General features: G+C 63.3%; 16 protein-coding genes and 1 tRNA gene. 11 read left to right on the top strand and 6 right to left on the bottom strand.

Going from position 1 to position 21,684, the window contains the following annotated elements:
• Window positions 1-64 precede the first annotated feature (64 nt).
• From AC07R7_RS19850 to AC07R7_RS19815, 8 genes are all read left to right on the top strand, one after another.
• Window positions 65-1,213 carry a glycosyltransferase family 4 protein gene (locus AC07R7_RS19850; protein ID WP_494636398.1) on the top strand — a complete coding sequence of 383 codons (1,149 nt, stop codon included), beginning with the start codon at window positions 65-67 and terminating at the stop codon, window positions 1,211-1,213.
• Complete coding sequence (locus AC07R7_RS19845) at window positions 1,213-2,289, top strand: glycosyltransferase family 4 protein (protein WP_494636397.1); 1,077 nt, start codon at window positions 1,213-1,215, stop codon at window positions 2,287-2,289. The genes AC07R7_RS19850 and AC07R7_RS19845 overlap by 1 nt, the downstream gene beginning before the upstream one ends.
• Window positions 2,290-3,597: an MATE family efflux transporter gene (locus AC07R7_RS19840; protein WP_494636396.1), complete on the top strand. Its 1,308-nt coding sequence runs from the start codon at window positions 2,290-2,292 to the stop codon at window positions 3,595-3,597. It abuts the gene before it with no gap.
• Window positions 3,598-3,618: 21 nt separating this feature from the next.
• Entirely contained in the window at window positions 3,619-4,278 is a 660-nt protein-coding gene (locus AC07R7_RS19835) for an acyltransferase (RefSeq protein WP_494636395.1), read from the top strand.
• 15 nt (window positions 4,279-4,293) lie between these two features.
• Window positions 4,294-5,046 carry an SGNH/GDSL hydrolase family protein gene (locus AC07R7_RS19830; protein ID WP_494636394.1) on the top strand — a complete coding sequence of 251 codons (753 nt, stop codon included), beginning with the start codon at window positions 4,294-4,296 and terminating at the stop codon, window positions 5,044-5,046.
• 8 nt (window positions 5,047-5,054) lie between these two features.
• Window positions 5,055-5,975 carry a glycosyltransferase family 2 protein gene (locus AC07R7_RS19825; protein WP_494636393.1) on the top strand — a complete coding sequence of 307 codons (921 nt, stop codon included), beginning with the start codon at window positions 5,055-5,057 and terminating at the stop codon, window positions 5,973-5,975.
• Between the two features lie 45 nt (window positions 5,976-6,020).
• Window positions 6,021-7,301, top strand: a complete 1,281-nt coding sequence (locus AC07R7_RS19820) for a hypothetical protein (protein WP_494636392.1) — start codon at window positions 6,021-6,023, stop codon at window positions 7,299-7,301.
• A gap of 24 nt (window positions 7,302-7,325) precedes the next feature.
• Window positions 7,326-8,512, top strand: a protein-coding gene (locus AC07R7_RS19815) for an IS3 family transposase (protein WP_494636391.1) whose coding sequence is annotated in 2 segments (ribosomal slippage) — window positions 7,326-7,587 and window positions 7,587-8,512 — 1,188 coding nt in all. Because the reading frame shifts where the segments join, the coding sequence is not laid out codon by codon here.
• Window positions 8,513-8,684: 172 nt separating this feature from the next.
• Here the strand turns inward: AC07R7_RS19815 and AC07R7_RS19810 are convergent.
• Together AC07R7_RS19810 and AC07R7_RS19805 are read right to left on the bottom strand one after the other, a co-directional pair.
• Window positions 8,685-8,758: transfer RNA gene (locus AC07R7_RS19810), tRNA-Cys, on the bottom strand.
• Window positions 8,759-9,032: 274 nt separating this feature from the next.
• Window positions 9,033-10,904: a hypothetical protein gene (locus AC07R7_RS19805; RefSeq protein WP_494636390.1), complete on the bottom strand. Its 1,872-nt coding sequence runs from the start codon at window positions 10,902-10,904 to the stop codon at window positions 9,033-9,035.
• 193 nt (window positions 10,905-11,097) lie between these two features.
• On the opposite strand from AC07R7_RS19805, the gene AC07R7_RS19800 reads away from it, so the two are divergent.
• Window positions 11,098-11,331, top strand: a complete 234-nt coding sequence (locus tag AC07R7_RS19800) for a helix-turn-helix domain-containing protein (protein WP_492840295.1) — start codon at window positions 11,098-11,100, stop codon at window positions 11,329-11,331.
• A 418-nt stretch (window positions 11,332-11,749) separates the two neighbouring features.
• Here AC07R7_RS19800 and AC07R7_RS19795 read toward each other — a convergent pair whose 3' ends face one another.
• From AC07R7_RS19795 to AC07R7_RS19780, 4 genes are all read right to left on the bottom strand, one after another.
• Window positions 11,750-12,958, bottom strand: coding sequence for a tyrosine-type recombinase/integrase (locus AC07R7_RS19795; protein WP_494636389.1), 1,209 nt, complete (start codon window positions 12,956-12,958; stop codon window positions 11,750-11,752).
• A 267-nt stretch (window positions 12,959-13,225) separates the two neighbouring features.
• On the bottom strand, window positions 13,226-13,543 hold the full coding sequence (locus tag AC07R7_RS19790; RefSeq protein ID WP_494636388.1) for a HigA family addiction module antitoxin: 318 nt from the start codon (window positions 13,541-13,543) through the stop codon (window positions 13,226-13,228).
• 46 nt (window positions 13,544-13,589) lie between these two features.
• Window positions 13,590-13,871, bottom strand: a complete 282-nt coding sequence (locus AC07R7_RS19785; protein WP_494636387.1) for a type II toxin-antitoxin system RelE/ParE family toxin — start codon at window positions 13,869-13,871, stop codon at window positions 13,590-13,592.
• A 195-nt stretch (window positions 13,872-14,066) separates the two neighbouring features.
• The gene (locus AC07R7_RS19780; RefSeq protein ID WP_494636386.1) at window positions 14,067-14,999 is read right to left on the bottom strand and encodes a tyrosine-type recombinase/integrase; all 933 of its coding nucleotides are present in this window, start codon (window positions 14,997-14,999) and stop codon (window positions 14,067-14,069) included.
• A 1,101-nt stretch (window positions 15,000-16,100) separates the two neighbouring features.
• Here AC07R7_RS19780 and AC07R7_RS19775 point away from each other — a divergent pair.
• Both AC07R7_RS19775 and AC07R7_RS19770 read left to right on the top strand, forming a co-directional pair.
• Entirely contained in the window at window positions 16,101-19,151 is a 3,051-nt protein-coding gene (locus AC07R7_RS19775; protein ID WP_494636385.1) for a TonB-dependent receptor domain-containing protein, read from the top strand.
• Between the two features lie 16 nt (window positions 19,152-19,167).
• Window positions 19,168-21,678 carry a zinc-dependent metalloprotease gene (locus tag AC07R7_RS19770; protein ID WP_494636384.1) on the top strand — a complete coding sequence of 837 codons (2,511 nt, stop codon included), beginning with the start codon at window positions 19,168-19,170 and terminating at the stop codon, window positions 21,676-21,678.
• Window positions 21,679-21,684 lie beyond the last annotated feature (6 nt).

Below are 21,684 nucleotides of genomic sequence, written 5' to 3'. Positions count from 1 at the left end.
GGCCGCTCTGTCCTGAATTCCGAGTGACTGGTTCTTCGAAATCCAGCGCCAATGCGAAATGGTTATGCCCGATAACATGAACGACTTCTCCGTCCTGGTCGACGCCCGCCCCGTTCGCCCGCCCGTCAGCGGCGTGGCACGGTACTGCATCGAGCTCATCAATGCGCTCGAGGCGGCGCCGAGCCCGCGGGTCAGCGCCCTGGTGCAAGGCGACTTCGATCACTGGCCGGTGACGGAACTGGCCGCTAGCGTCCGCAAGGAGCACCTCAACTTCCTGGGTTCGAACCGGAAGATCCAGAACGCGGCACTGGAGTTCGCGCCGGGCGTCTTCGGCGGCTTTGTCTCCTCGCGCGTGGACGTGGTCCACGAGACCTATTTCGCCAGCCTCGGCTCCTCGGGGCGGGCGGCGAAAGTTTCGACCATCCACGACGTCATACCGCTGGACAAACCCGAGCTGTTCAACCTGTCGAACAGGATCCTATCGTCGCGAAACTTCTACCGGCAGGCTAAGGAGTCCAAGCAGATCATCTGCGTGTCGAAGTTCACCCGGGATAGGGTCCTGGAGCTGTCCGGCATCGACGGCGGCAAGGTGAACGTCATCGGCTGCGGCGTGACGACCCGGCCGAGCTTTCCCGCCGACTGGAGCCCGCGGGAGGGCATGGCCGCCGAGATCGGAGACGGGCCATTCGTCCTGATGGTCGGCAATGTCGAGCCGCGTAAGAACATCCCGGTGGCAGCCGAGGCCGTCGCCCTGGCCCGCAAGACGCATCCGGGTTTGAAGCTGGTTGTCGCCGGCAAAGAGAATTTCCTGGCGGCCGAGGAATTGGCGAAGGCGCGGACCTTGCTACCCGATCTCGTCTATCTGGGACCCGTCAGCGAGCTCGAGAAGTGGTGGCTGATCGACCGCGCGGCGACCCTGGCCCTGCCGTCGATGTACGAGGGCTACGGCATCCCGGTCATCGAGGCCTACTGCTCGAACACACCGGCTGTGTTCTCGGCGAACACCTCGCTCACCGAGCTGGCCTTCGACGAGCGCCAGACGTTCGACTGTCAGTCCGCCCAGGAGATGGCGGCCGCGGTCACGCGCGTCCTGGATGCGGAGTCGTGGCTGGCGGGTACGGTCGCGCGGGCGGCCGCGTTTGCGACCGGCAACACCTGGCGCTCCGTCGCCGAGGCGACGATGGACGTCTACAAAAAGGCGCTGGCCTCCTGATGACCTCCCAGCCTGCACAGCGCCTATGGGTTGTGGGTCCGCTGCCGCCGCCGATCAACGGGCAGTCGCTGTACACTGCCGCGATCGTCGAGCGCTTCGCCGAGGAATTCACGATCCGGCCGCACCGGATCGCCGGATCGGTCGCCGACAAGCTCGGCAGCTGCCTGAAGGCCGCGCTCGACATTCTGAGGAACGGCCGGCTCGGCGAGGTGTCCTACGTGACGCCGCCTGGCCAGCTGGGCGTCATTCCCTTCCTGCTGGTCATGCTGGCCATGCGCTGGAAGCGCTTCAACATCTTCATCCATCACCACACGTTTCGGCCGGTCTACAAGACACCGCTGCGGTGGATGCGACTGCTGGTGTTCCTGGGCGGGGCGCGGCAGACGCACATCCTGCTGAGCCCGAACATGGCGGCCCGCTTCCGAGAGTTCTACGGAGCCCGGCGCGGCGTGAGCGTGGTCGCCGTCTCGAACGCCTGGCTGAGCCCGCCTGAGCGTCCGGCGGACGAGCAGGCGACGCGGCGAGATATCACACTGGGTCACATGAGCGTCCTAACGCGCGAGAAGGGGGTTCCCCAGGTCCTGGAGATCCACAAGATCCTGCTGGAGCGCGGCGTCGAGGCCCGTCTAATCATCGCGGGACCCGTGAAGGACGAGGACCTTCGCCAGGAGATCGCCGCCTACTGCTCGGCTCAACCCTCTGCGACTTATCTCGGGCCGGTTTCGGGCGAGGCCAAGGCGCGCTTCTTCGACTCGATCACCGATTTCGTTTTGCCCAGTTCGCTGGTGGACGAGGCGGAGCCTCTCGTCATGTATGAATCGATGTCGATGGGGATCAACTTCTATGCAACCCCGGTGGGCTGCATCCCGGAGATCTTACCGGAGAAGTATCTCCTCACCGCGGACCATGCCGACAATGCCGCGAAGATAGTCGAGAACCGGCGAAGTCGAGCTCGCGCGGGCACCAATCCGCCCATCGCGGTGCATGAAGCTGCATATAGTGTTAGTATCGGGCAGCTTCGGGAGCTTATAGGCTCCATTTCACGAATAGCAGCTAGTCCCGGGGGGGGCGGATAGATGCGACGCAGCGCTTTGTTGCTGCGCATGGGGGCCTACGCTTGCAGCGTGGCGCTTCCAGCGGGTGTTGCCTTGGCTACGATCCCAGCGATCGAAAAGCGCCTGGACGCCAGCGCGTTCGGCGCGCTGTCGTTTGTCTGGATGTTCCTCGGATTCCTGGCTAATGCCGACGTGGGCATCGGCCGGGCGCTAGGACGACGGGTCGCCCAGGACGGATACGAGCATTCATTCCAGACGATCAGGGCGGGATTTGCGGCGCAGGCCATACTCGGGCTGGTGGTCGGCTTGGCCGTATGCGTCGCGGCTTTCCTGGCCCCGACCAGCGCAAGCCTGCAGATACCGCTCTGGATCATGCTGGGCGCGGCTCTAACGCTGCCGCTGGCCATCGTGTTTTCGGGCGTTCGTTTCGTCATGGACGCCTCCAACCGCCAGGTGTTGGCTGCAAGCCTGTCGGCGCTGATCAACACGATCTCCTACATCATCCCGCTGATCGTGATCCTGAGCGACGGCTCACTAGGCGAGGCGCTGCTTCTGCTGATCGTCCTTAGGACGGTCGTCTTCATCGTGTCGATCATGATGGCGATGCCGCTGAAGATGCTGTTCGTCGGCGGCTTCACCGAGCTGTTCTCCGAAATCAAGAAGCTGCTGAAATTCGGCTTCTGGGTGATGACGTCCAGCGTCATCGCGGCTGCGAACGGCTTCGGCGACAAGCTCTATGCGCCAACGAGGATACCGCTGGCGAGCCTGGCGGCCTATTCGGTGCCCTTCGACCTGCTGAGCAAGCTGACCGTCGGGCCGGCGATCATCGTCCGGGTGCTGAGCCCGACCTACGATGCGTCCAGCCGGGTGAAGGTCTCCAAGTCCATTCACCAATTGGGGCTGATGCTCAGCGTGGCTTTCTGCGCGATGTGCCTGGCGCTGAGCTTGTTCATCAACACCGCCTTCACGACGTGGATGCCGAGCACCAACGGGGGCCACATGGGCGAGTACGCTGAAGTGCTGCTCCTAGGCATCGCCAGTACATCCTTTGCGTACATGGCGGCTATGTATTTGCTGACTTCGGGCCATCCGCATTTACCTGCGATGGTGCAGGGATTTTTGCTTATTCCCTACTGTTTGTGCATCTTCCTCAGTGTGCAAAGGTTGAGCGTTTCGGGGCTAGTCTATGCATGGTCCGCGCGAATGATTGCAGAAACACTCATTCTGGGTATAGCTACGGCTTTCTATACGCCGTATAAGAGAACCAGTTGGATTCTGATTGCAGGCGGTATTGTCTGCTCCATTTGGGCTTGCGTTAAGATATTCTAGGGTCAAGGCCGGGTACTGCTCATGCCGTACATTACTTTCGCTGGGCGCCGCGTTAATCTGGAGCCGGAGAAGATCGCTTATGCGCTCGAGAAGGGCGGGGTGGCGTTCGTTCGCGGCTTGCTCTGGAGCGTGTTCCATGGCCGCAAGCCGAACGGTCTGTTCCTCGGCGGCGGCGTGAGGATTTTGGCCAGTGGCGCGCTGAAGCTCGGCAGCGGCGTGTCGATCGGCGCCGGCTCCTACCTGGACTGCTCGTCGGTCGAAGGTGTCAATATCGCGTCCGGCGTGACGTTGCGCGAAGGTCTCTGGCTGCAGTGCAGAAGTGGATTGAATGAAAAAGGGGTCGGGCTGAAGATCGGCCCGCGGGCCTATATCGGCCCTAAAGCAGTGCTCGGGGTCGGAGGCCCGATCTCGATCGGGGAGGGCACTCAAGTCGGCGCGGGATTGACCTTGTCTGCCGAGAGTCATGAGCCGGGCGAGACTGGAAGTTACAATACTGGCGCTGTCCAGCGTCGTGGGATCACGATCGGGGCGGACTGCTGGATTGGGAATAATGTTACAATACTCGATGGTGTGACAATTGGGGATAAGGCCGTCATTGGGGCGGGTGCCGTCGTGACCCGAAGTGTGCCCTCGAACTCTAAGGCGTTCGGGGTTCCTGCCGTTGTAAGGGGCAGGGCGTAGTCTGGGAGAAGTGTCATGTATGAGGTTTCATCGGATGCTCCCGACCAGGTTCTGGCGATCGGGGGGTGCCATCTAACGGGGTACATCGTTGGCGAGGAGCGCTCGTTCCTGCGGACCGCCTTCGAAGAGGCTGGCCGCTCGAGCGTAAGCTACATCGTCTCGAAGCCGGTGCCGATTTCGCGCGCAGGCGAAGTCGCGCGGATGATCGCCGAGGGAGCCGATCCCGACGTCGTTATAATTCAATTGGGCAACTACGAGACAGGCCGGTCGCTGTCGGCGGCCATACCATCTTCACGGACCCTCAGTATGAGGGAGGACGGACTTCCTTCCGCTGAGGAGCGAGCGTCGATGATCCTCCCGTTCCTGAAGGCCGTGCTGAAAACTGGGCCGCTGTTTCTGAAGTGGGCACGGAGGCAGCGACACGTTGACGTCGAAGCGCTAGCGAAAGGCGTCGAAAACGCCCTGATGTCGATGCAGGTGAAGTTTCCCGCCGCGCAATTTGTCATTCTCGGCACGTTTCCGGATGCCGACTTCCATGTCATGCGAGCCCGGCGCAGGCTGAACAAGAGGCTCGAGGCCCTGGCCGGGCGGTTCAACGTCGCTTACCTTGACCCGATCCAGGCGCTGGGTTCGCCACGGAGCGTCGAGAGCGGCTTCACGAAGTCCAATTTCATGGCAGATCCGAACCATTTGAATCTGGTCGGTCATCGCGCATTAGGCGCAGCGCTTGCGCCTGTCATCAAAACGCTAAAGCTCAGAACGCTCTAGGATCCAGAATGAAGTTCGGCGTCATCATCCCTGTCCTCAATGCGATGCCCTGGGTCCAGCGCCAGGTCGAGGCGATCCACGCCCAATCGGTGAAGCCCAGCAGGATCATTGTGATCGACTCGTCCAGCACCGACGGCTCAGATCAAGTCTATCGCGACGCTGGTTTCGAGTTGATCTCTATTGACCGCTCTGAGTTCGATCATGGCGGCACGCGGCAGTTTGGGATTTCCCAATTGGCGGACTGTGATTTTGCCCTACTCCTAACTCAGGACGCAATTCCGGCCGATGCCTACGCCTTCGAGCGCATTTTGCAGGTCTTTGATGACGCTCAAGTAGGGGTCGCCTACGGTCGGCAGCTGCCTAGAGAGGGGAGCGGCCCGATTGAGGCTCATGCTCGCCTATTCAACTATCCTGAGCAGGGTAGAGTTGATGATCAGGCGAGCTTAGTTTCTCGCGGAGTACGCGCCGGTTTCTGTTCAAATTCGTTTTCCGCCTATCGACTGGAAGCCTTGCGGGCGGTGGGAGGGATGCCACTGAATTGCATCTTCGGAGAAGACGCAATTGTTTCCATTCGGCTTATGCAAGCGGGATGGTCGAAGCGCTATGAGGCGAACGCTAAGGTTTTCCACTCGCACACTTATAGTATAGCTGAAGAGTTTCGCCGATCATTCGATGTGGGCGTGCTTCATGCTTCTGCGAGTGAGATGAGTGTTGGTGGATCCGGAACTGGCAAAGAAGGTCTCGCTTTCGTTGCATCCGAGGTGCGATATCTTTCGAAAGCGTCCCCAATATTAATCCCAGTTGCAGTAGTTAGGACGGCGGTGAAATACATCGGCTACAAACTCGGTAAAAATTTCTCCAGGATACCAAAGCGTATTCTGCCTCACATTTCTTTGAATAGAAAATTTTGGTCACGCTCAAATCTGTAACGCGCTCGTTACAGAAAATTGGGCGGTGCGATAGGCCTTCGTCGTATGAATATTCTATACCTTTTTACGCTATTTATGCTTGCGCCAAAGGTCGACTTGATCGGATTTGGTGGTAGTGCACTTCGTGCGGAGGATTTTATTTGGCTCTTCGCGCTGATTTCTTTCGGGGGGAACCGGCAGCGTTCACCTGGAGTTAGATACCCAGTTCATTTTAAATGGTTCTTTGCCTACTTGGCGATCTCAATATTGTCTTTCGTGGTCAATTTTAGAGATGCTGGTGTTGGAGGAATTTTCTATATTCTTCGTCAGGCTCAGTACTGCTCCTGGGGAATGATGGCGCTGTCGATCGCGCCGACAGTCAAGAGGGAAGACGTTTCAAAACACCTTCAGATTATTGGAATTGTGCTTTCCATGTGGGGAGCTCTTGAGTTCGCGGGCCTCATACCAAAAGTAGGAAAATTTAGCGCTGCTACTGGCAGGCTATCTATCAACACCTCGGGGCCATTTGAGTCGTCGGTTCTACTCGTTGCTCTAGGGTTTGCTGCGCGCAATATCTTCCTTAAGGGCAGCCTAATGATTCTGATGCTGCTTACACAGGCGCGCGTCACACTTCTTGGTGCCGTGGCGGCGGCGTTGGCTGCGAGACCTAGATTGATCCTGCCCGCTTTTATCGCGGGAGTCTCTATGCTTGCGGCGCTGCCCTTGGTTCAGCCTCTTCTGGCGGACACGCGTTTCTCGGAAACGCAGAAGCCAGCGGAAATGATTCAGAATCTGGAATTCATGTGGGGCGCTGCGCCGACGTTTGAGAGTCGGCGCGAATTCCTAGTAGGCGCGGGATACCTTGATAGAGATGGAAGTGACTATGTCAGTATTTTGCAAGCGCGCCGTGGAGATCTAAGTTTCAGCATTCGCGCGTATCGATGGTCGTTTATCCTGAAGACATGGTCGGAGAACATCGTTCAAGTCTTGATCGGGTACTCCCCTGGATATTTTGGTCAAGGTGTGGATAGCAACGTGGTTCGCTTAGTTGGAGAGAGTGGGCTGATTGGTGGTGCCTGCTTCGTTGGATTCGTTTTGAGTTTGATGAGGTTTAATCGAGAAACTCTTACCTGGGCTACAGTGCTGTGCATGGTCATCACGGCACTGTTCATTGATATATTCTGGTCTAGTAAGGTCATGACCCTTTTGTGGTTCGTCTCGTCCTGGGAATTCTTGCACTCTAAGTCGCTCGCTAACCCGATCGGCCAGTTATCGATGACTAGTGTTGCTGTGAAGAGGCGAGTTCGCTCTGACCTGCCCCTGAGAATTTCCTCCACGCGGCGCTAGAGTCCGAACCTTGAGAGGACGGACATGAAGCGAGCGAGATTTACCGAAGAGCAGATCATCGGGATCCTTCGGGAGAACGAGGCTGGGGCCAAGGCGGGCGAGCTGGCCCGCAAGCATGGGGTTTCGGAAGGCACGATCTACGCGTGGAAGGCCAAGTTCGGCGGGATGAGCGTGTCGGAGGCCCAGCGGCTGCGGACGCTGGAGGACGAGAACGCCAAGCTCAAGCGGCTGCTGGCCGACGCCATGCTGGACAAGGCGGCGCTCCAGGAGCTGCTGTCAAAAAAATGGTAGGGCCCGCCGCCCGGCGCGAGGGCGTGGCCCATCTCCAGAGCGCCCTGGGAATGAGCCAGCGGCGGGCCTGCGTCGTGGTTCAGGCCGATCGCAAAATGGTCCGCTACCGGTCCCGGCGCGCGCCGGACACCGAACTGCGCGAGCGTCTGCGCGGCCTGGCCGCCGAGCGTCGGCGGTTCGGCTATCGACGGCTGTTCGTGCTGCTGCGGCGGGAGGGCGAGCCTTCGGGCAGGAACCGGATCTATCGGCTCTATCGCGAGGAAGGCCTGGCGGTGCGCAAGCGCCGTTCGCGTCGCCGCGCCATCGGGGCCCGCGCGCCGATCCTGGTCGAGGCCAAGGCCAATGCGCGCTGGTCGCTGGACTTCGTGCACGACCAGCTGGCCGGCGGGCGGCGGTTTCGCATCCTCAACGTGGTCGACGACGTCACGCGCGAATGTCTGGCGGCGATCGCCGACACCTCGCTGTCGGGCCGGCGCGTGGCCCGCGAGCTGACGGCCCTGGTTCGCCGGCGTGGGCGCCCGGGCATGATCGTCAGCGACAACGGCACGGAGTTCACCTCCACGGCGGTCCTGGCCTGGTCCGAGGACCAGCGCATCGCTTGGCATTACATCGCGCCCGGCAAGCTGACCCAGAACGGCTTTGTCGAGAGCTTTAACGGCCGCATGCGCGACGAACTGCTGAACGAGACCCTGTTCTTCAGCCTCGAGCACGCTCGCCAGAAGCTGGCCGCCTGGACCTTCGACTACAACACCCGCCGTCCCCACTCGTCGATCGGCTACCAGACCCCCGCGGCCTATGCCGCGCACCTGATCGCAACAGGCCGTCCCGCTGCGCCGTCGCTAAGCTCCGCGCGCCGGCCTGTTGCTTCCACCGCGCCTGACGGCGTAACCAACCTGGAGACTCTAGTCGCCACTGGGTGAAAGTTCAGAGGCAGGTCAGTGTCCGGGCGACTGGATCCAGTCACGATGCCATCGCCTAAGCGACGGGCAGGCGGACGAGTAGCGACTCGCCCAAGGCTGAGCCGAGAACGAATTCCGCTAACCGACCCACAAACTGGTCGATGGCCAAAAAAGCTAAGTGCTTGAAAAATGGTGGAGGCCCGGCCCGGAATCGAACCGGGGTGCACGGATTTGCAGTCCGCTGCGTCACCACTCCGCCACCGGGCCATCCGGGCGTCGACGCAAATCACGTCGGCGGGGGAGGGCGTTCGATACAGGAGCCTCCATGCGCTCGCAACTGTCAAATGCGGTTCAGCGCGGGCATAGGCCTCGCATCGCCATCGGCGTGGCATTAGAGCCTGTTCCAAGGTGGCGAAAGCGGGGAGAAGGCCGGCAGCACTCACTGAACGCCGCCGGCTAGGTGCTCGTCGGTGGGGTGACGAGAGGGGCGCGAAGGTATGTCGCGATGTGCCCTGAAGCAAATGGTGATCACTTAAACGCATCAGGCTGCTTCCCACACCTCGTCAAGGATCCGCGCGGCAATGGCGGCCTTGTCGTTCGGCAAGAAGCGCGCGTAGTAGCGCGCGACGGCTTCGGCTGTGTCCTGGATCGCGTAGCCAGCCTGCTCATACGAACCGGTGCGCTTCAGAACATGGGTCGCCAGTACGTCGCGGACGTTATGTGGGTCGTGAGGCAAGAGCCCTCTTATGGCGCCGCGGCCGGTGTAAGGATTGTACACCCCATAGCGCTCGATGGTGTGGCGCCACGCTTCATAAAACGAGGTCTGGCAATAGCTGGCGTGCCTTAGGTGTGGGTACCGGGCGGTCTTTACAAAGAAGGTGCCTGGGTCCTGTGCGTTGAACAGGAGCACGGCCCGGTGTGTCCGAAGGTACGCCTCGATCCGGCCATAGAGATTTCCAACGTCGGGTAGTAACAGTTTGTACGGTTGGTCCGAAAAATAGGAGGAGGCGGCATTTTTGAATGCGGCAGCCGGGATCGTGATCATCCATCCCTGTCGCACTACGTCCCAATGCAATTCGCCTCGCTGCAAGGCCTCTAGCGTGCGGAGCGGTGTTGGCGCCTCGTCCCGCTGGCGAACGCCCAGCTCGCGAAGGTTCCGCTGCCTCAGTCCCGTGTGAAGTCCAAGCCGTATCATCAACAGGCTTCGAACCGCTTCGGCCGCTGCGAGGGGGTATTGTCGCGAGTCTGGCGTGCGCCGATCGATTTCCTCGGCGATCATGTTGTAGACCCCAACCGGACTTTCGGCTTCCAATACGGGTAAAATCGGCTCGAACGTGTCGCGATGCACTCGCGCTACGCGCTTGATGTCCTTGCGCCAGGCGCTGGCGTAACTGTAGCCAACGTCACATGCGCCCTGCCAGTCGCGCTGCGCGCTGGTGATCTCTTCATCGGTCAGGATGCCCGGTATGGGTAGCAGGTGTTGAGAGAGCTGCGGCGATTGCCGCAGCCAGCCTGTTTCTCGGCGTAGAAGCGAGACTGCCAGACAGAGCATGTCCGACTCCCAGCGCGTGTGAAAGCCGCGGCGTTGTAGGCGCCATTCGATGTACCAATTCCAAATCTTCGGAAAGGCGAGCAGGGCGACGGTCAAATGGGCCTGCGGAACGCCAAGGCCTGCGATCGGGCCACTCGCCGAAGCTGACAAGGCGCCAAACAGAAGGCCCAGGTGCGCCGCCTTCTGCTGACGGGTCTGGGCTCCCCACACGCCAACGCGCCGAAACCCGAGCGGCGTGATCTTGGCGGCCTTGAAGCGGAGCAGGCTGGCTAATTCCTGATCGAGAATGGGCGGCGCTGGGACGCGGTGAAAGTGAGCGGCTTTGGCCAAGCTTCGTTTTCGTTCGCCGGGCTGCCGATAGGGTGCGGAGGTGTCTAGCGCCTCTTCTGAGAACCCAATCGCAAAAGGACGTTTCTGGGAGGCGCTCTGGTAGCGGCGGTACGCCGTGGAGCCGGTCAGGATCACCGAGCGCGCCCAGCCTATAATCTCGGCCTGCTGCTCGAGCGGCCGGTCGTTGAAGTCTTCTGGCAAATGCCAAGCAAGGCGCCTGCGCTCATTCACCGTCAGCCCGGTCGGTTTATGGCCAGCGTAGGCCCTGGCTTGATGAGGGATGAGGCCCTTGAGTTCGCCGGCATGAAGGCCGTAGCGGCGCTCGATGAACTTGAGCGCTCGAATGCTCTCCACGTGGCGCGGGTGGTCGTCGCCTCGGCGCCAAGCATAGAGGCTCGTATACGGCACCTTGTAACCCGCAGCCCGCAGCGCGCCGTAGAGCTGGTAGCACGTTTCGCCACCTGCTCGGATCGCCGATTTAAGGGCGCTTGAGAAGGTTTTCTCGCGCCCGTTTCCAGTCGTAGGCGCCAAGGCCCCGCGCCAACATCGTCCGTCGTCGGTTGTTTGGTTCGCGTGCTCGGCTCCACCGCACCCCTGACGTCCAGCTTCGTTCACACCACCCATTGCCACGCTTGTGTCACTCCCAAGTGCTACTCATCGTCATCATTTACAATGCTACTTATCGTCTGTCGACTCATAGTCATCAGGCGTCTGATTTGGCGCTATGAAAGCGCCTCCTTCCGACCTGCGCCGCGTGGTGGCTGACAACGTGCGGCGTCTTCGGCGGGAAGCACAGCAAAGCCAGGAAGAGTTGGCTGAGCGCGCTGAGTTGCACCGCACTTATGTCGGGTCGATCGAACGCGCCGAGCGCAACCTCTCGCTAGACAATATCGAGCGGCTGGCCCTGGCGCTGCGTGTCGAACCGGCCGACCTCCTGAAGCGCCCAGATCGTGACTGAGCCGCCGCCGCGGTGTAGCGGCCATAGCGGATGCCGAGCGTAAGATCTGGCTCGGAGAGGTGGGGCAGATGGGGCCGCCGCGAGATTTTGGCGATTACAGAGATTGGTGCGGGCGGCCGGAATCGAACCGGCATAGCCTTTCGGCTGACGGATTTTCATACCACTTCGGCTTTCGCCGCCGCGGCGAGGCCGCGTTCGTGGTCTGGACTATCCCTTCGCCATGCCTCGACCGAGGTTTAGGCGCCGCCCGTCTAGTCTCTACACCTTCCCCAAAGGGGCTTGGCTCGGGATCGCCATTTCACAGGGTTCCCCGAATTTGAGCGGTTCTACGTCCTGGGTTTCCCCAAGCGCACTCAATCCTTGGCTTAAGTCCGTTGCGTCTACCAGTTCCGCCACGCCCGCTTAAAACCAACGCGAGCTATAGTCGGCCGGCCGCGGGGCGTCGAGCCTTTCGCGTGGCGCCGGCGGTGGGCTTCGTGGAGCCGCTGGCCTGTCGACGGACTTTGCGGACGTTGACCGCGCCAGCGTCGATGACATCCTTGATGTGGGCCGCGTAAAACGTCTCGATCATCTCGACGCTCGTGCGGCAGTTCTTGGCGATCTGGTAGATGTCCGCGCCTTCGATCAGGCGCAAGCTGATGTAGGTGTGGCGAAGGCTATAGGCCGTGCGACGCCGTCCCTCGCGGTCGAACTTCAGGTCGAGGGCGTTCAGAACGGCGTTGAGCCGATCGCGTTGCGAGGTTGGAAAGAGGCGATCTGACGGTGCGCCGCTGTGACGAGCCTGAAGGCGCTGAAACGGAACGACGGCATTGGGCATGCTTTTGCACCACCCGACGCCGCGTTTGCCACGAACCTTGATCTCAAGAATTTGGCCGCTGCCTTGATCGCTTGCGATCGTTACATCCCGGTATTCGAGCCCCGCCGCCTCGTCGGGGCGAAGGCCGGTGTTGACCATGAAGAGCACATAGTCGTGGAGATCCTTGTCGCCAGGAGAGGCGTCTTTACGCCGGGCCCGTTCGCGCGTCTCGGTATAGAGGCGCTTGTAGTCGTCCGGCGACAGCCAGGCGCGATGGGAGACCTTGGTCGAGCGCCGGAAGGGCGTGGAGAGATCTGGAAGGCTGTCCAGCCAGCGACGGCGGTTTGCGGCCTTTAAGATCTGGCGCAGGCAGACGATTTCCTGGTGCAGGGTGCTTGGCGAAGGGGGCTTGCCGTCGCGTAGTTCGCGCATGCGATGGATGCGATAGTCCTGGACCATGCCGGCGGTGATATCGCCAAGGACGGTTGCGCCGAAGAACGGCCCTAGATGGTTGGCGATCCTGGCGCGGTGGCCTTGAACATAGATCGGGCTGCGCTCTCCGCGCGTGATGACTTCGAACTCGTCGATGAAGCGGTCCGCGGCCTCGGCAAAGGTCTTGCCCGCCTTGATGTCGCTGGCGCGGTACTTGCCAAGAAGGCCCAGGTACCAATCCAAGGCGACGTCTTTGGCGCGCGCCAGACTGTCTTCGCCTGTGGTCTTGCGCCGCTGGCGGCCGGCGATTGAGCATGAGCATTGCCAATGGGGGCTGCCGGCGCGCCGGTAAACCTGCACCCGACCATCCATCAAGGCGTGACGCACGGACTCGGCCAAAATGCCAACCCGAAAGCTATAGCTACTCTATCTAGGATAGCGGAGATGCTGCTTTCACGCGAGTGGGGGCGAAGGCATCGAGAAAGGTGACGTGGAGCGGGAGCTTGTGCATCCAGGTTGGAAGGGGCGCCCTGAGGCTTGGCCGCCTTTTGGGTCGGAGAACGCGAGGGCTTGAGCGCGGCCTTGGTTAGAGGCTTAACGCTAGTTGTTGAGCCCGGCCCAGGACCTGTCGCCTGCCATCTAGGAGCGCCCCGATCACAGAGCAGTCTAGGCGACAGCCAGGGGACGGATTGCCTTCAGTTCCGCCCCGCTCTCAATCGCCGCTTTAGACAAGTCGTGCTGAGCCTGAAGGTTCATCCAGAACTGCGCGTTGACCCCAAACACACGCTCCAGTCGTAGGGCGGTATCGGAGGTGATCGGCTGCAATTCGCGAGTGATCCGCTCGATGCGCGTGCGATCCTTCAGGCCCATCGCCTTGGCCAGCGCGCCAGCACTCATGTTGAGCGGTGCTAGAAAGTCTTCGCGCAGGATCTCGCCCGGGTGGGGGAGGGGCGAGACAAAATCGTAGTCCATAAAGGTGGCCACTACCGTTCCTCCGTAAACAGGCCGAATTTACATCGTTGCGGCGCGCCTAATGGTAGTCGCCAAACCAAACTTCTTCTGGCCCTTCAGGTCCCCAGACAAAAACCAGTCGGAACTGATCATTGACACTGAGGGACCAGCGACCAGCCATGTCGCCGCCAAGCTGGTGCAGGCGATTGCCTGGTGGAAATCTCAACTGCTCGACGTCGGTCGCGGCATTGAGTTGGGCCAACAGGCGCCGTGTCTTTCTCACCATGTCCGCAGGAAAGCCCTTGGGAGCCTTGCCTTCAAAAACCTGCTTCGCCAGTTCGCTCTTCCAGTTCTGGATCATGGCGTATCCTCGAACAACTTAGATGTAGCGCGCGGCGCTACGAATGGCAAGGTCGATGTAGCGTTCTGCGCTACGTTCTATAGCCAGGCGATGGCTGCGCGCCGTGCGGCGCGCGGACGCCAGCGGGCTAGGCCGTTCGGCCCATCCCTTCGCGCTTGGCCGCGTCGGCCGGTTCCGGCCTTGGGCGACCAAGGATCACGGCGCGGGTGTCGCGCCGGCGGGGGAGGGGCGGGCCTTGCGGACATTGATCGCCGAGGCGTCGATGACGTTCTTGATGTGGGCGGCGTAATAGGTCTCGACCATCTCGACGCTGGTCCGGCAGTTCTTGGCGACCTGGTAGATGTCGGCGCCGGCCATTAGGCGGGTGCTGATGTAGGTGTGGCGCAGACTGTAGGCGGTGCGTCGACGCCCCTCCCGATCGGTCTTCATGCGCAGCTCGTCGAGGATGGCGTTGAACAGCTCACGCTGGAAAGTGGGGAACAGCCGATCGAGCGGCTGCCGGCCATTACGCGCCTTGAGGCTGAGGAAGGGCTCCACGGCTTCAGGCATGCTCTTGCACCAGCCGACGCCGCGCTTGCCGCGCACGGCGATTTCCAGGAGCCGCTCGCCGGTGGCCTCGTCGGCGATCACCGCGACATCCCGGTATTCCAGGCGCAGCGCTTCATCCGGGCGAAGGCCGGTATGGATCATGATCAGGGCGTAGTCGCGGAGGTTCTCGCCGGCCTCGCGCCAGCGCTCTTTCCGGGGCCGCGCGACGCGATCATGCAGCGCCGCCTCGAACAGCGCCCATTCCTCCGGCGAGAACCAGGCTCGGTGCGAGATCTTGCCGGACCGGCCGTACGGCGCCGAAAGGTCGGGGAGATGGTCGATCCAGCGAAGCCGGATCGCCGTCTTCAGGACCTGGCGGAGACAGACGATTTCCTGATGCAGGGTGCTGCGGGCGGGCGGGGCGCCGCGATGGCGGTCGCCCATGCGCATGACGCGATACTCGGCGATCACCCCCGCATCGATCTCACGGACGCTCATCGCGCCGAAGAAGGGGATCAGATAGTTGGTCAGTCGCGCGCGATGGCCGGTGACATAGATCGGATTGCGCTGGCCGCGGGTCAGGGCCTCGAACTCGACCATGAAGCGGCTGGCCGCTTCGCGGAAGGTTTGACGGGACGCGCTGGCGGCCGATCGCGGACCACGTCGGCCCGCGAGTGGCCCTGGACGGGGGATTGGCCGGGCCGCCGTGCGGCCGGCGCCCGCGCCCATGGCGCCGCCGATGGCGGCGTCATGGGCCAGCGCCAGATACCAGTCGTGGGCGAAGGCGGCGGCGCGGGTGAGGCCATCCTCACCGGTGTTGGCGCGGTGCTGGCGCCCGCCGACCGAGCAGGCGCACTGTCAGTTGGGGCTGCCGTTGCGCAGATAGAGTTGAACCTTGCCGTCCAGGATCGCGTGGCGGCCGTCGCGCGGCGACGAAAGTCCTATGGGGCGGGATTGTGCTAGAGCCCCGGCGGAGTGTGCTAGCTCTGTGCTAAGCTTTGCCTTGGATTTGCGATAAGAAGTTGTTGTTTCTAGGGTTTTTCTAGATTTTGCGGTGGAGCGCATAGGATTTTAAGTCCGGCGCGTCTACCATTCCGCCACGTCCCCGTCCCGCGTGGCCTAAGGGTTTTCGGGCGTAATCACAAGGCTTCGGTCCGTGTGAAGACTGGAACGATCGGCGAACGTCGGGAGGTCTGCGGGACCGCCGTAACGCAAGATCGACCGCAGTCCGTTCCCGTCTTCGTCGCGCTTGGCGTCCGCGCCCGCTCCACCCGGAGGGCGCAGCGCCTCGCCGCGCCGGTGGCCGGCTGAGATGAAGCCCGCAACGGACCCGCGCGTGGGGCGACGTCGAACGTCCGGCGGCAGGCCAAAGCCCGCCCGAAGGGCGCGCCCAAGAACAGCGGGGACCGTGATTTCAGGTTTGATTTCCTCTCGCGTGAGGGCGTTTTCCCGCCCTCGTCAATCCCTTTATTTGGGGCAAATATTTGCCTTTCCGTTGAGCAAAAGGCCTCGTTTAGGGTTGTTTCTGTGACCATCCCTGCGGCGCCTGTCAGAAAAATTCCCCTTTTTAAAACCCCACAAGTTGGATGGGATTAGCTTCCATCGATCCCTTTGGGTTCGGAGTGTGGCGTGAGCCATGCCCTGCTTCGTCTGGAGCAGGGCGGGGGTGGCTCGCGCGTCGCGTTTATTGGAGGGGCTTCCATGATCAACAATCATCGCAAACTCGTGCTTGCGACCACGGCGCTATGCGCCGTGGGCTTCGCCGCCCACGCCTGGGCCCAGACCGCGCCGCCAGCCGGCGCTGAACCCACCGAGATCGAGGCCGTCGTCGTCGTCGGTTCGCAGATCAAGGGCGCGAAGGTCAACGCGGCCCTGCCGGTGACGGTGGTCGGCGAGGACCAGATCGGGGCGTCCGGCGCGGTGTCCGGCGACGAACTCTTCCGGTCGATCCCGCAGATGGGCGACGTGAACTTCAACGCCCAGTACCTGCCGGGCAGCAGCAACAGCGCCCGGGGCGACGTCGGCTCGGTGAACCTGCGCAACCTGGGCATCGGCAATACGCTGGTTCTGCTGAACGGTCGCCGCGTGGTGACCCACCCGACCAGCCAGGCCAACGACAACCTGGTGCCGGTGCTGACCTACAACACCAGCGCCATTCCGGTGTCGGGCCTCAAGCGCCTGGAAGTGCTGCGCGACGGCGCGGCGGCCATCTACGGCGCCGACGCGGTGGCCGGCGTGGTCAACACCGTGCTGCGCGACGATGTCGACGGCCTGACCACCTCAGCGCAATACGGCTTCGCCGAAGGCACGAACCTGAAAGAGTACAACTTCAACGCCTTCGGCGGGAAGAACTTCGCCGACGGTCGCGGCAATGTCAGCGCCTTCGTTTCGTACGACCAGCGCACGAGCATGCGTTCGACCGACCAGGACTACACCGCCTCGCTGGATCGCCGTCCGCTGTTCGCCGGCACCCGCTTCGAGGGCGTCGCCAGCCTGGACGGTCGCAGCACCACGACGCCATGGGCCTATGTCCAGACGCCGCAGAGCTTCGGCACGGTGCGCCAGGGAACCACGGCGCTGACCAGCAGCGCCGGCTATTTCCACATCCAGCCTTCGACGTTCGCGGGCTGCCAGCTGAACATCAGCGGCGGCATGTGCATTGACGACGGCGCCCTGGCGACCTCGGCCGCCGATCGCGACCTGCGGTTCAACTCGGCCGCCCTGGGCACGACGGTGATCCCGGAACTGAAGCGCACCAACGTCTTCCTGACCGGCCACTACGACATTTCCGAAGACCTGACCGTCTTCGGTGAACTGGGCCTCTATCACGCCAAGACCAGCGCCCTGCAGGCGCCGATCGCCACCCTGTCCTCGGGCGTGATCAGCATCCCGGCCAGCAACTACTGGAATCCCTTCGGCCCGGTGACCTTCGCCAACGGGACGGCCAATCCCAACCGCCTGCCCAATCTGAACGTCCCGGCCAGCGGTCTGTCGCTGACCCTGCGCGGCTATAACTTCGCCGACCTGGGCCCGACGCATGTCGACGTGACCAACGACCAGTACCGCGTGCTGGCCGGTGTTCGCGGCGAGAAGTTCGGCTTCGACTGGGAATCGGCCCTGGTCTATTCGGAAGCCACCGCCGACGACATCAGCGACAACATCTCCAACACCAAGCTCTATGCCCAGCTGGCCCTGTCCACGCCCGACGCCTACAACGTCTTCAACGGCTCGGACATCAACAACCCCAGCGGCGCGGACACCACCCGCAACAGCGAGGCGGCGATCAACGCCATCCGCGTCAAGATCAAGCGCCGCACCAAGAGCAGCCTGGCCTCGTGGGACTTCAAGGTCTCCAAGCCCGACCTCTTCAGCCTGCCGGGCGGCGATGTCGGCGTGGCCTCCGGGGTCGAGGTGCGTCGCGAGACCCAGCTGGACGACCGCGACAAGCGCATCGATGGGACCATCACCTTCACCGATCCGATCAGCGGCGCGGTGCTCAGCGACCTGATCAACTCCAGCATGAACCCCGACACCAAGGGCCATCGCTCGGTCGCTTCGACCTATATCGAGTTCGCGGTTCCGCTGGTTTCGCCCGAGATGTCGATCCCGCTGGTCCATCGCCTGGATCTGCAGCTGGCCGGCCGCTACGAGCACTACAGCGACTTCGGCAATACGGCGAAACCCAAGATCGCCGGCGCCTGGGACCTGGTCGACGGCTTCCGCATCCGCGGCTCGTGGGCCAAGGGCTTCCGCGCCCCGAACCTGGAGCAGATCAACGCCACGGTGGTGTCCCGCTCGAACAACCGCACCGACTACGCCTTCTGCGAGGCCGACCTGCGGGCGAAGCGCATCACCTCGTTCGCGGGCTGCTCGCGGTCACTGCTGACCACGGCGCGCCGGGCGGGCAACCCCGACCTGAATCCCGAAGAGTCCGAGACTCTGTCGTACGGCGTGGTCCTGGAGCCGAAGTTCATCCCGGCGGAATATGGCCGCCTGACCTTCACCGTCGACTACTGGAAGGTCAAGCAGACGGGCCTGATCGGGGTGTTCGGCGAGGGCAACGCCCTGATCCTCGACTACCTGCTGCGCCAGTCGGGCTCGAGCAATCCCAACGTCATCCGCGCCGCCCCGACGGCCGACGACAACGCCGCCTTCGCCGGCACCGGCCTCGCGGCCGCCGGCCAGGTCCTGTACGTCAACGACAAGTACACCAACCTGCAGCCGCAGGACGTCGAAGGGCTGGACCTGGGCCTGATGTATCACCTGTCGACCGACAAGCTCGGCGACTTCGACCTGAACGTGAACGCCGCCCACCTGATCAAGTACTACCAGTCGCCTTCGCCGGGCATCGCCGAGCTGATGGCGGCGCGGTCGGCGGGCAAGATCAACGCCGGCACCACCATCACCGGCGGGGGCGACCTGTTGAAACAGAACGGCAAGACCGACTGGAAGGTCTCGGCCGCGCTGACCTGGCGCTACAAGCAGCTGACCGTCGGCGGCTTTACCCAGTACATCGGCGAGTATAACGACACGGCTCTGCTGGACTCGACCGGCGCGCCGTGGGTCGTGGACTCGCAGATCACCGCCAACCTGTACGGCGAGTACGACTTCGCCCAGGCCAACACCAAGCTGCGGCTGGGCGTGCGGAACATCACCGACAAGGATCCGCCGCTCAGCTCGACGGGCTACGACGGGACGGTCTATCTGCCGTACGCGCGCTACTGGTACGTCTCGGTCAAGAAGACGTTCTAGGAACAAGGGACCGATTGTGAAGTACGAGTTCAGCGCTGACCGGGCGCGCTGGCGGGTTTCGAGCGCGCTTGTCGCGCTCGCGCTCGCCGCCGCGCCGGCGACTTTCGCTCAAGCCGCTGGCGCGCCCGCGCCGGCGGCCGCCTCGCCCTTGGGGCTGCTGCCGGTGAAGACCGACGCGGCCAAGGGCGCCGTCGTCATCACCCTGCCGGCGCCCGCCGCCGACGGCGTGTCGGGACGGTTCCTCTATCAGCCCAGCCTCAGCGGCGGCCTCGGGTCGACGCCGGTGGGGCTGGACCGGGCCGCGACGGGCGAGACCCAGGTGCTGATCTTCCGGCGGGTCGGCAAGAAGGTGCTGATCGCTTTCGAGAACTACGGCTTCCGCGCCGTCGGCGGAACGCCCGAGGAAACCCGGACCGTCCAGGACAGCTTCCCGGCCTCGGTCGTCTGGTCGGGCGAGGTGATCGCCGAGACGCCGGCTGGCGGCGTCTCCGTCGACATCGCCTCGTTTCTGCTGCGCGACGCCTTCGACATCGCCGGCGGCCTCAAGCGCGGCAAGCAGGGCGCCTACAAGCTGGCCCCGGCGCTCAGCTATGTCGACCTGCCGGTCACCGGCGTCTTTCCCGACAATCTCGAATTCGAGACGCGGCAGACCTTCACCGCCGATGATCCGGGATCCGAGGTCAACGGCATCGCCCCGGACGGACGAGCGGTGACCTTCGGCGTCCATCACAGCTTCATCCGCCTGCCGGCGCCGGGCTTCGTTCCGCGTCCGCAGGATCCGCGCACGGGCACCTCGGCCCAGGTGCTGTTCGCCGACTACGCCACGCGGTTGGACCAGCCGATCGTCCAGCGTCTGGCGCGTCGGTTCCGGCTGGAGAAGACCGATCCGACAGCGGTCCGCTCGCGGGTCAAGAAGCCGATCGTCTACTACGTGGACCGCGGCGCGCCCGAGCCGATCCGCACCGCCCTGATCGAAGGCGGCCAATGGTGGGCCAAGGCCTTCGAGGAGGCCGGCTATATCGACGCCTTCCGGGTGGAGTCGCTGCCCGAGGGCGTCGACCCGATGGACGCGCGCTACAATGTCGTCAACTGGATCCACCGGCAGACCCGCGGCTGGTCGACCGGGACCACGGTGGTCGATCCGCGCACCGGCGAGATCGTCCGCGGCGTCGTCCAGCTGGGCTCGCTGCGCGTGCGCCAGGATCGCCTGATCTTCGAAGGCCTGGTTGGCGCGGACAAGACGGGGAAGGGTGGTCCCGACGATCCGCTCAACGTCTCCCTGGCCCGCATCCGCCAGCTGTCGGTGCACGAGATCGGCCATACTCTGGGCCTGGCCCACAACTTCGCGGGCAGCACCTACGACCGCGCCTCGGTGATGGACTATCCCGCGCCGCTGGTGAGGATCGAAGGCGACCGCCTGGACCTGTCCGACGCCTATGCCAAGGGCGTGGGGGCCTGGGACCGGTTCGCGATCAATTGGCTTTACTCGCAAGGCGCGCCCGGCTCGGACGAGGCCGCGCGCCTGGATCGCCTGGCGCGCGACGCCCAGGCCAACGGCCTGCGCTTCGTCACCGACGGGGATTCGCGCAGCGCCGCGGCCGGACAGCCCTATGGCGCGCTGTGGGACAATGGTCCCGATGCGGTCGCCGAGCTGGAGCACGTGCTGGCCGTGCGCAAGATCGCGCTGAGCAAGTTCGGCCTGGTCAACCTGCCCAGTGGCGCGCCGGCGGCGGACCTGAAGCGCGTCCTGGCGCCGATCTACCTGTTCCACCGCTACCAGGTCGAAGCCGCCGTGAAGCTGATCGGCGGCGTGGACTATTCGTACGCGGTGCGCGGCGACGGCCATGAGGTCGCGTCGATCCCGTCGGCGGCCACCCAGCGCAAGGCGCTTGACGCCCTGCTGCTGACCACCGACCCGGCCACGCTGGACCTGCCCGACCCTCTGTTGAACCTGCTGTCGTCCGGCCAGTCGGGCGTGCGCGACAAGGCCTATGAGATCGAGATCTTCCCGACCTCGGGGCCCGCGGTCTTCGACCTGCCGACCGCCGCCGAGATGGCCGCCGACCAGACCGTATCGCTGTTGCTGAATCCGCAGCGGCTGAACCGGGTGGTCGAGCAGAACCGCCGCGATCCGGCCCAATTGGGCGTGGCCGAGCTTGCCGAGCGCCTGCTGGCGGGCGTGGCCCCAAGCAAGGCCGAGGGGCGGTTGGGCGACCTGCGTCGTCGCATACGCGCCCGCGTCGTCGGCGACCTGGTCGAAGCGCAGGGCGACAAGGCGCTGTCGCCGACAGCGGCGGTCCAGATCGACGCGGCGCTGCGCACCTTCGGCAAGACCCTGGCCGCCTACAAGGGCGGCGGGGCCGAGGGCGACCAGGCCGCGGCGCTGTCGCGCGCCCTGCTCAGCGACGACATCGCCGTCAGGCAGGCCCTCGCCGCGCCCCGCTCCGGCGCGGTCGAGAGCCTGCCGCCCGGCATGCCGATCGGTGGAGAAGACTGTTGGTTCTGCGCCCCGAGCGCAGGTTTGTAATGCGTA

It is taken from the genome of Caulobacter sp. GW821-FHT05F04 (assembly GCF_059419665.1).
Note: the sequence above shows the minus strand (reverse complement) of the source record. Positions and strands in the feature narration are given on the sequence as shown.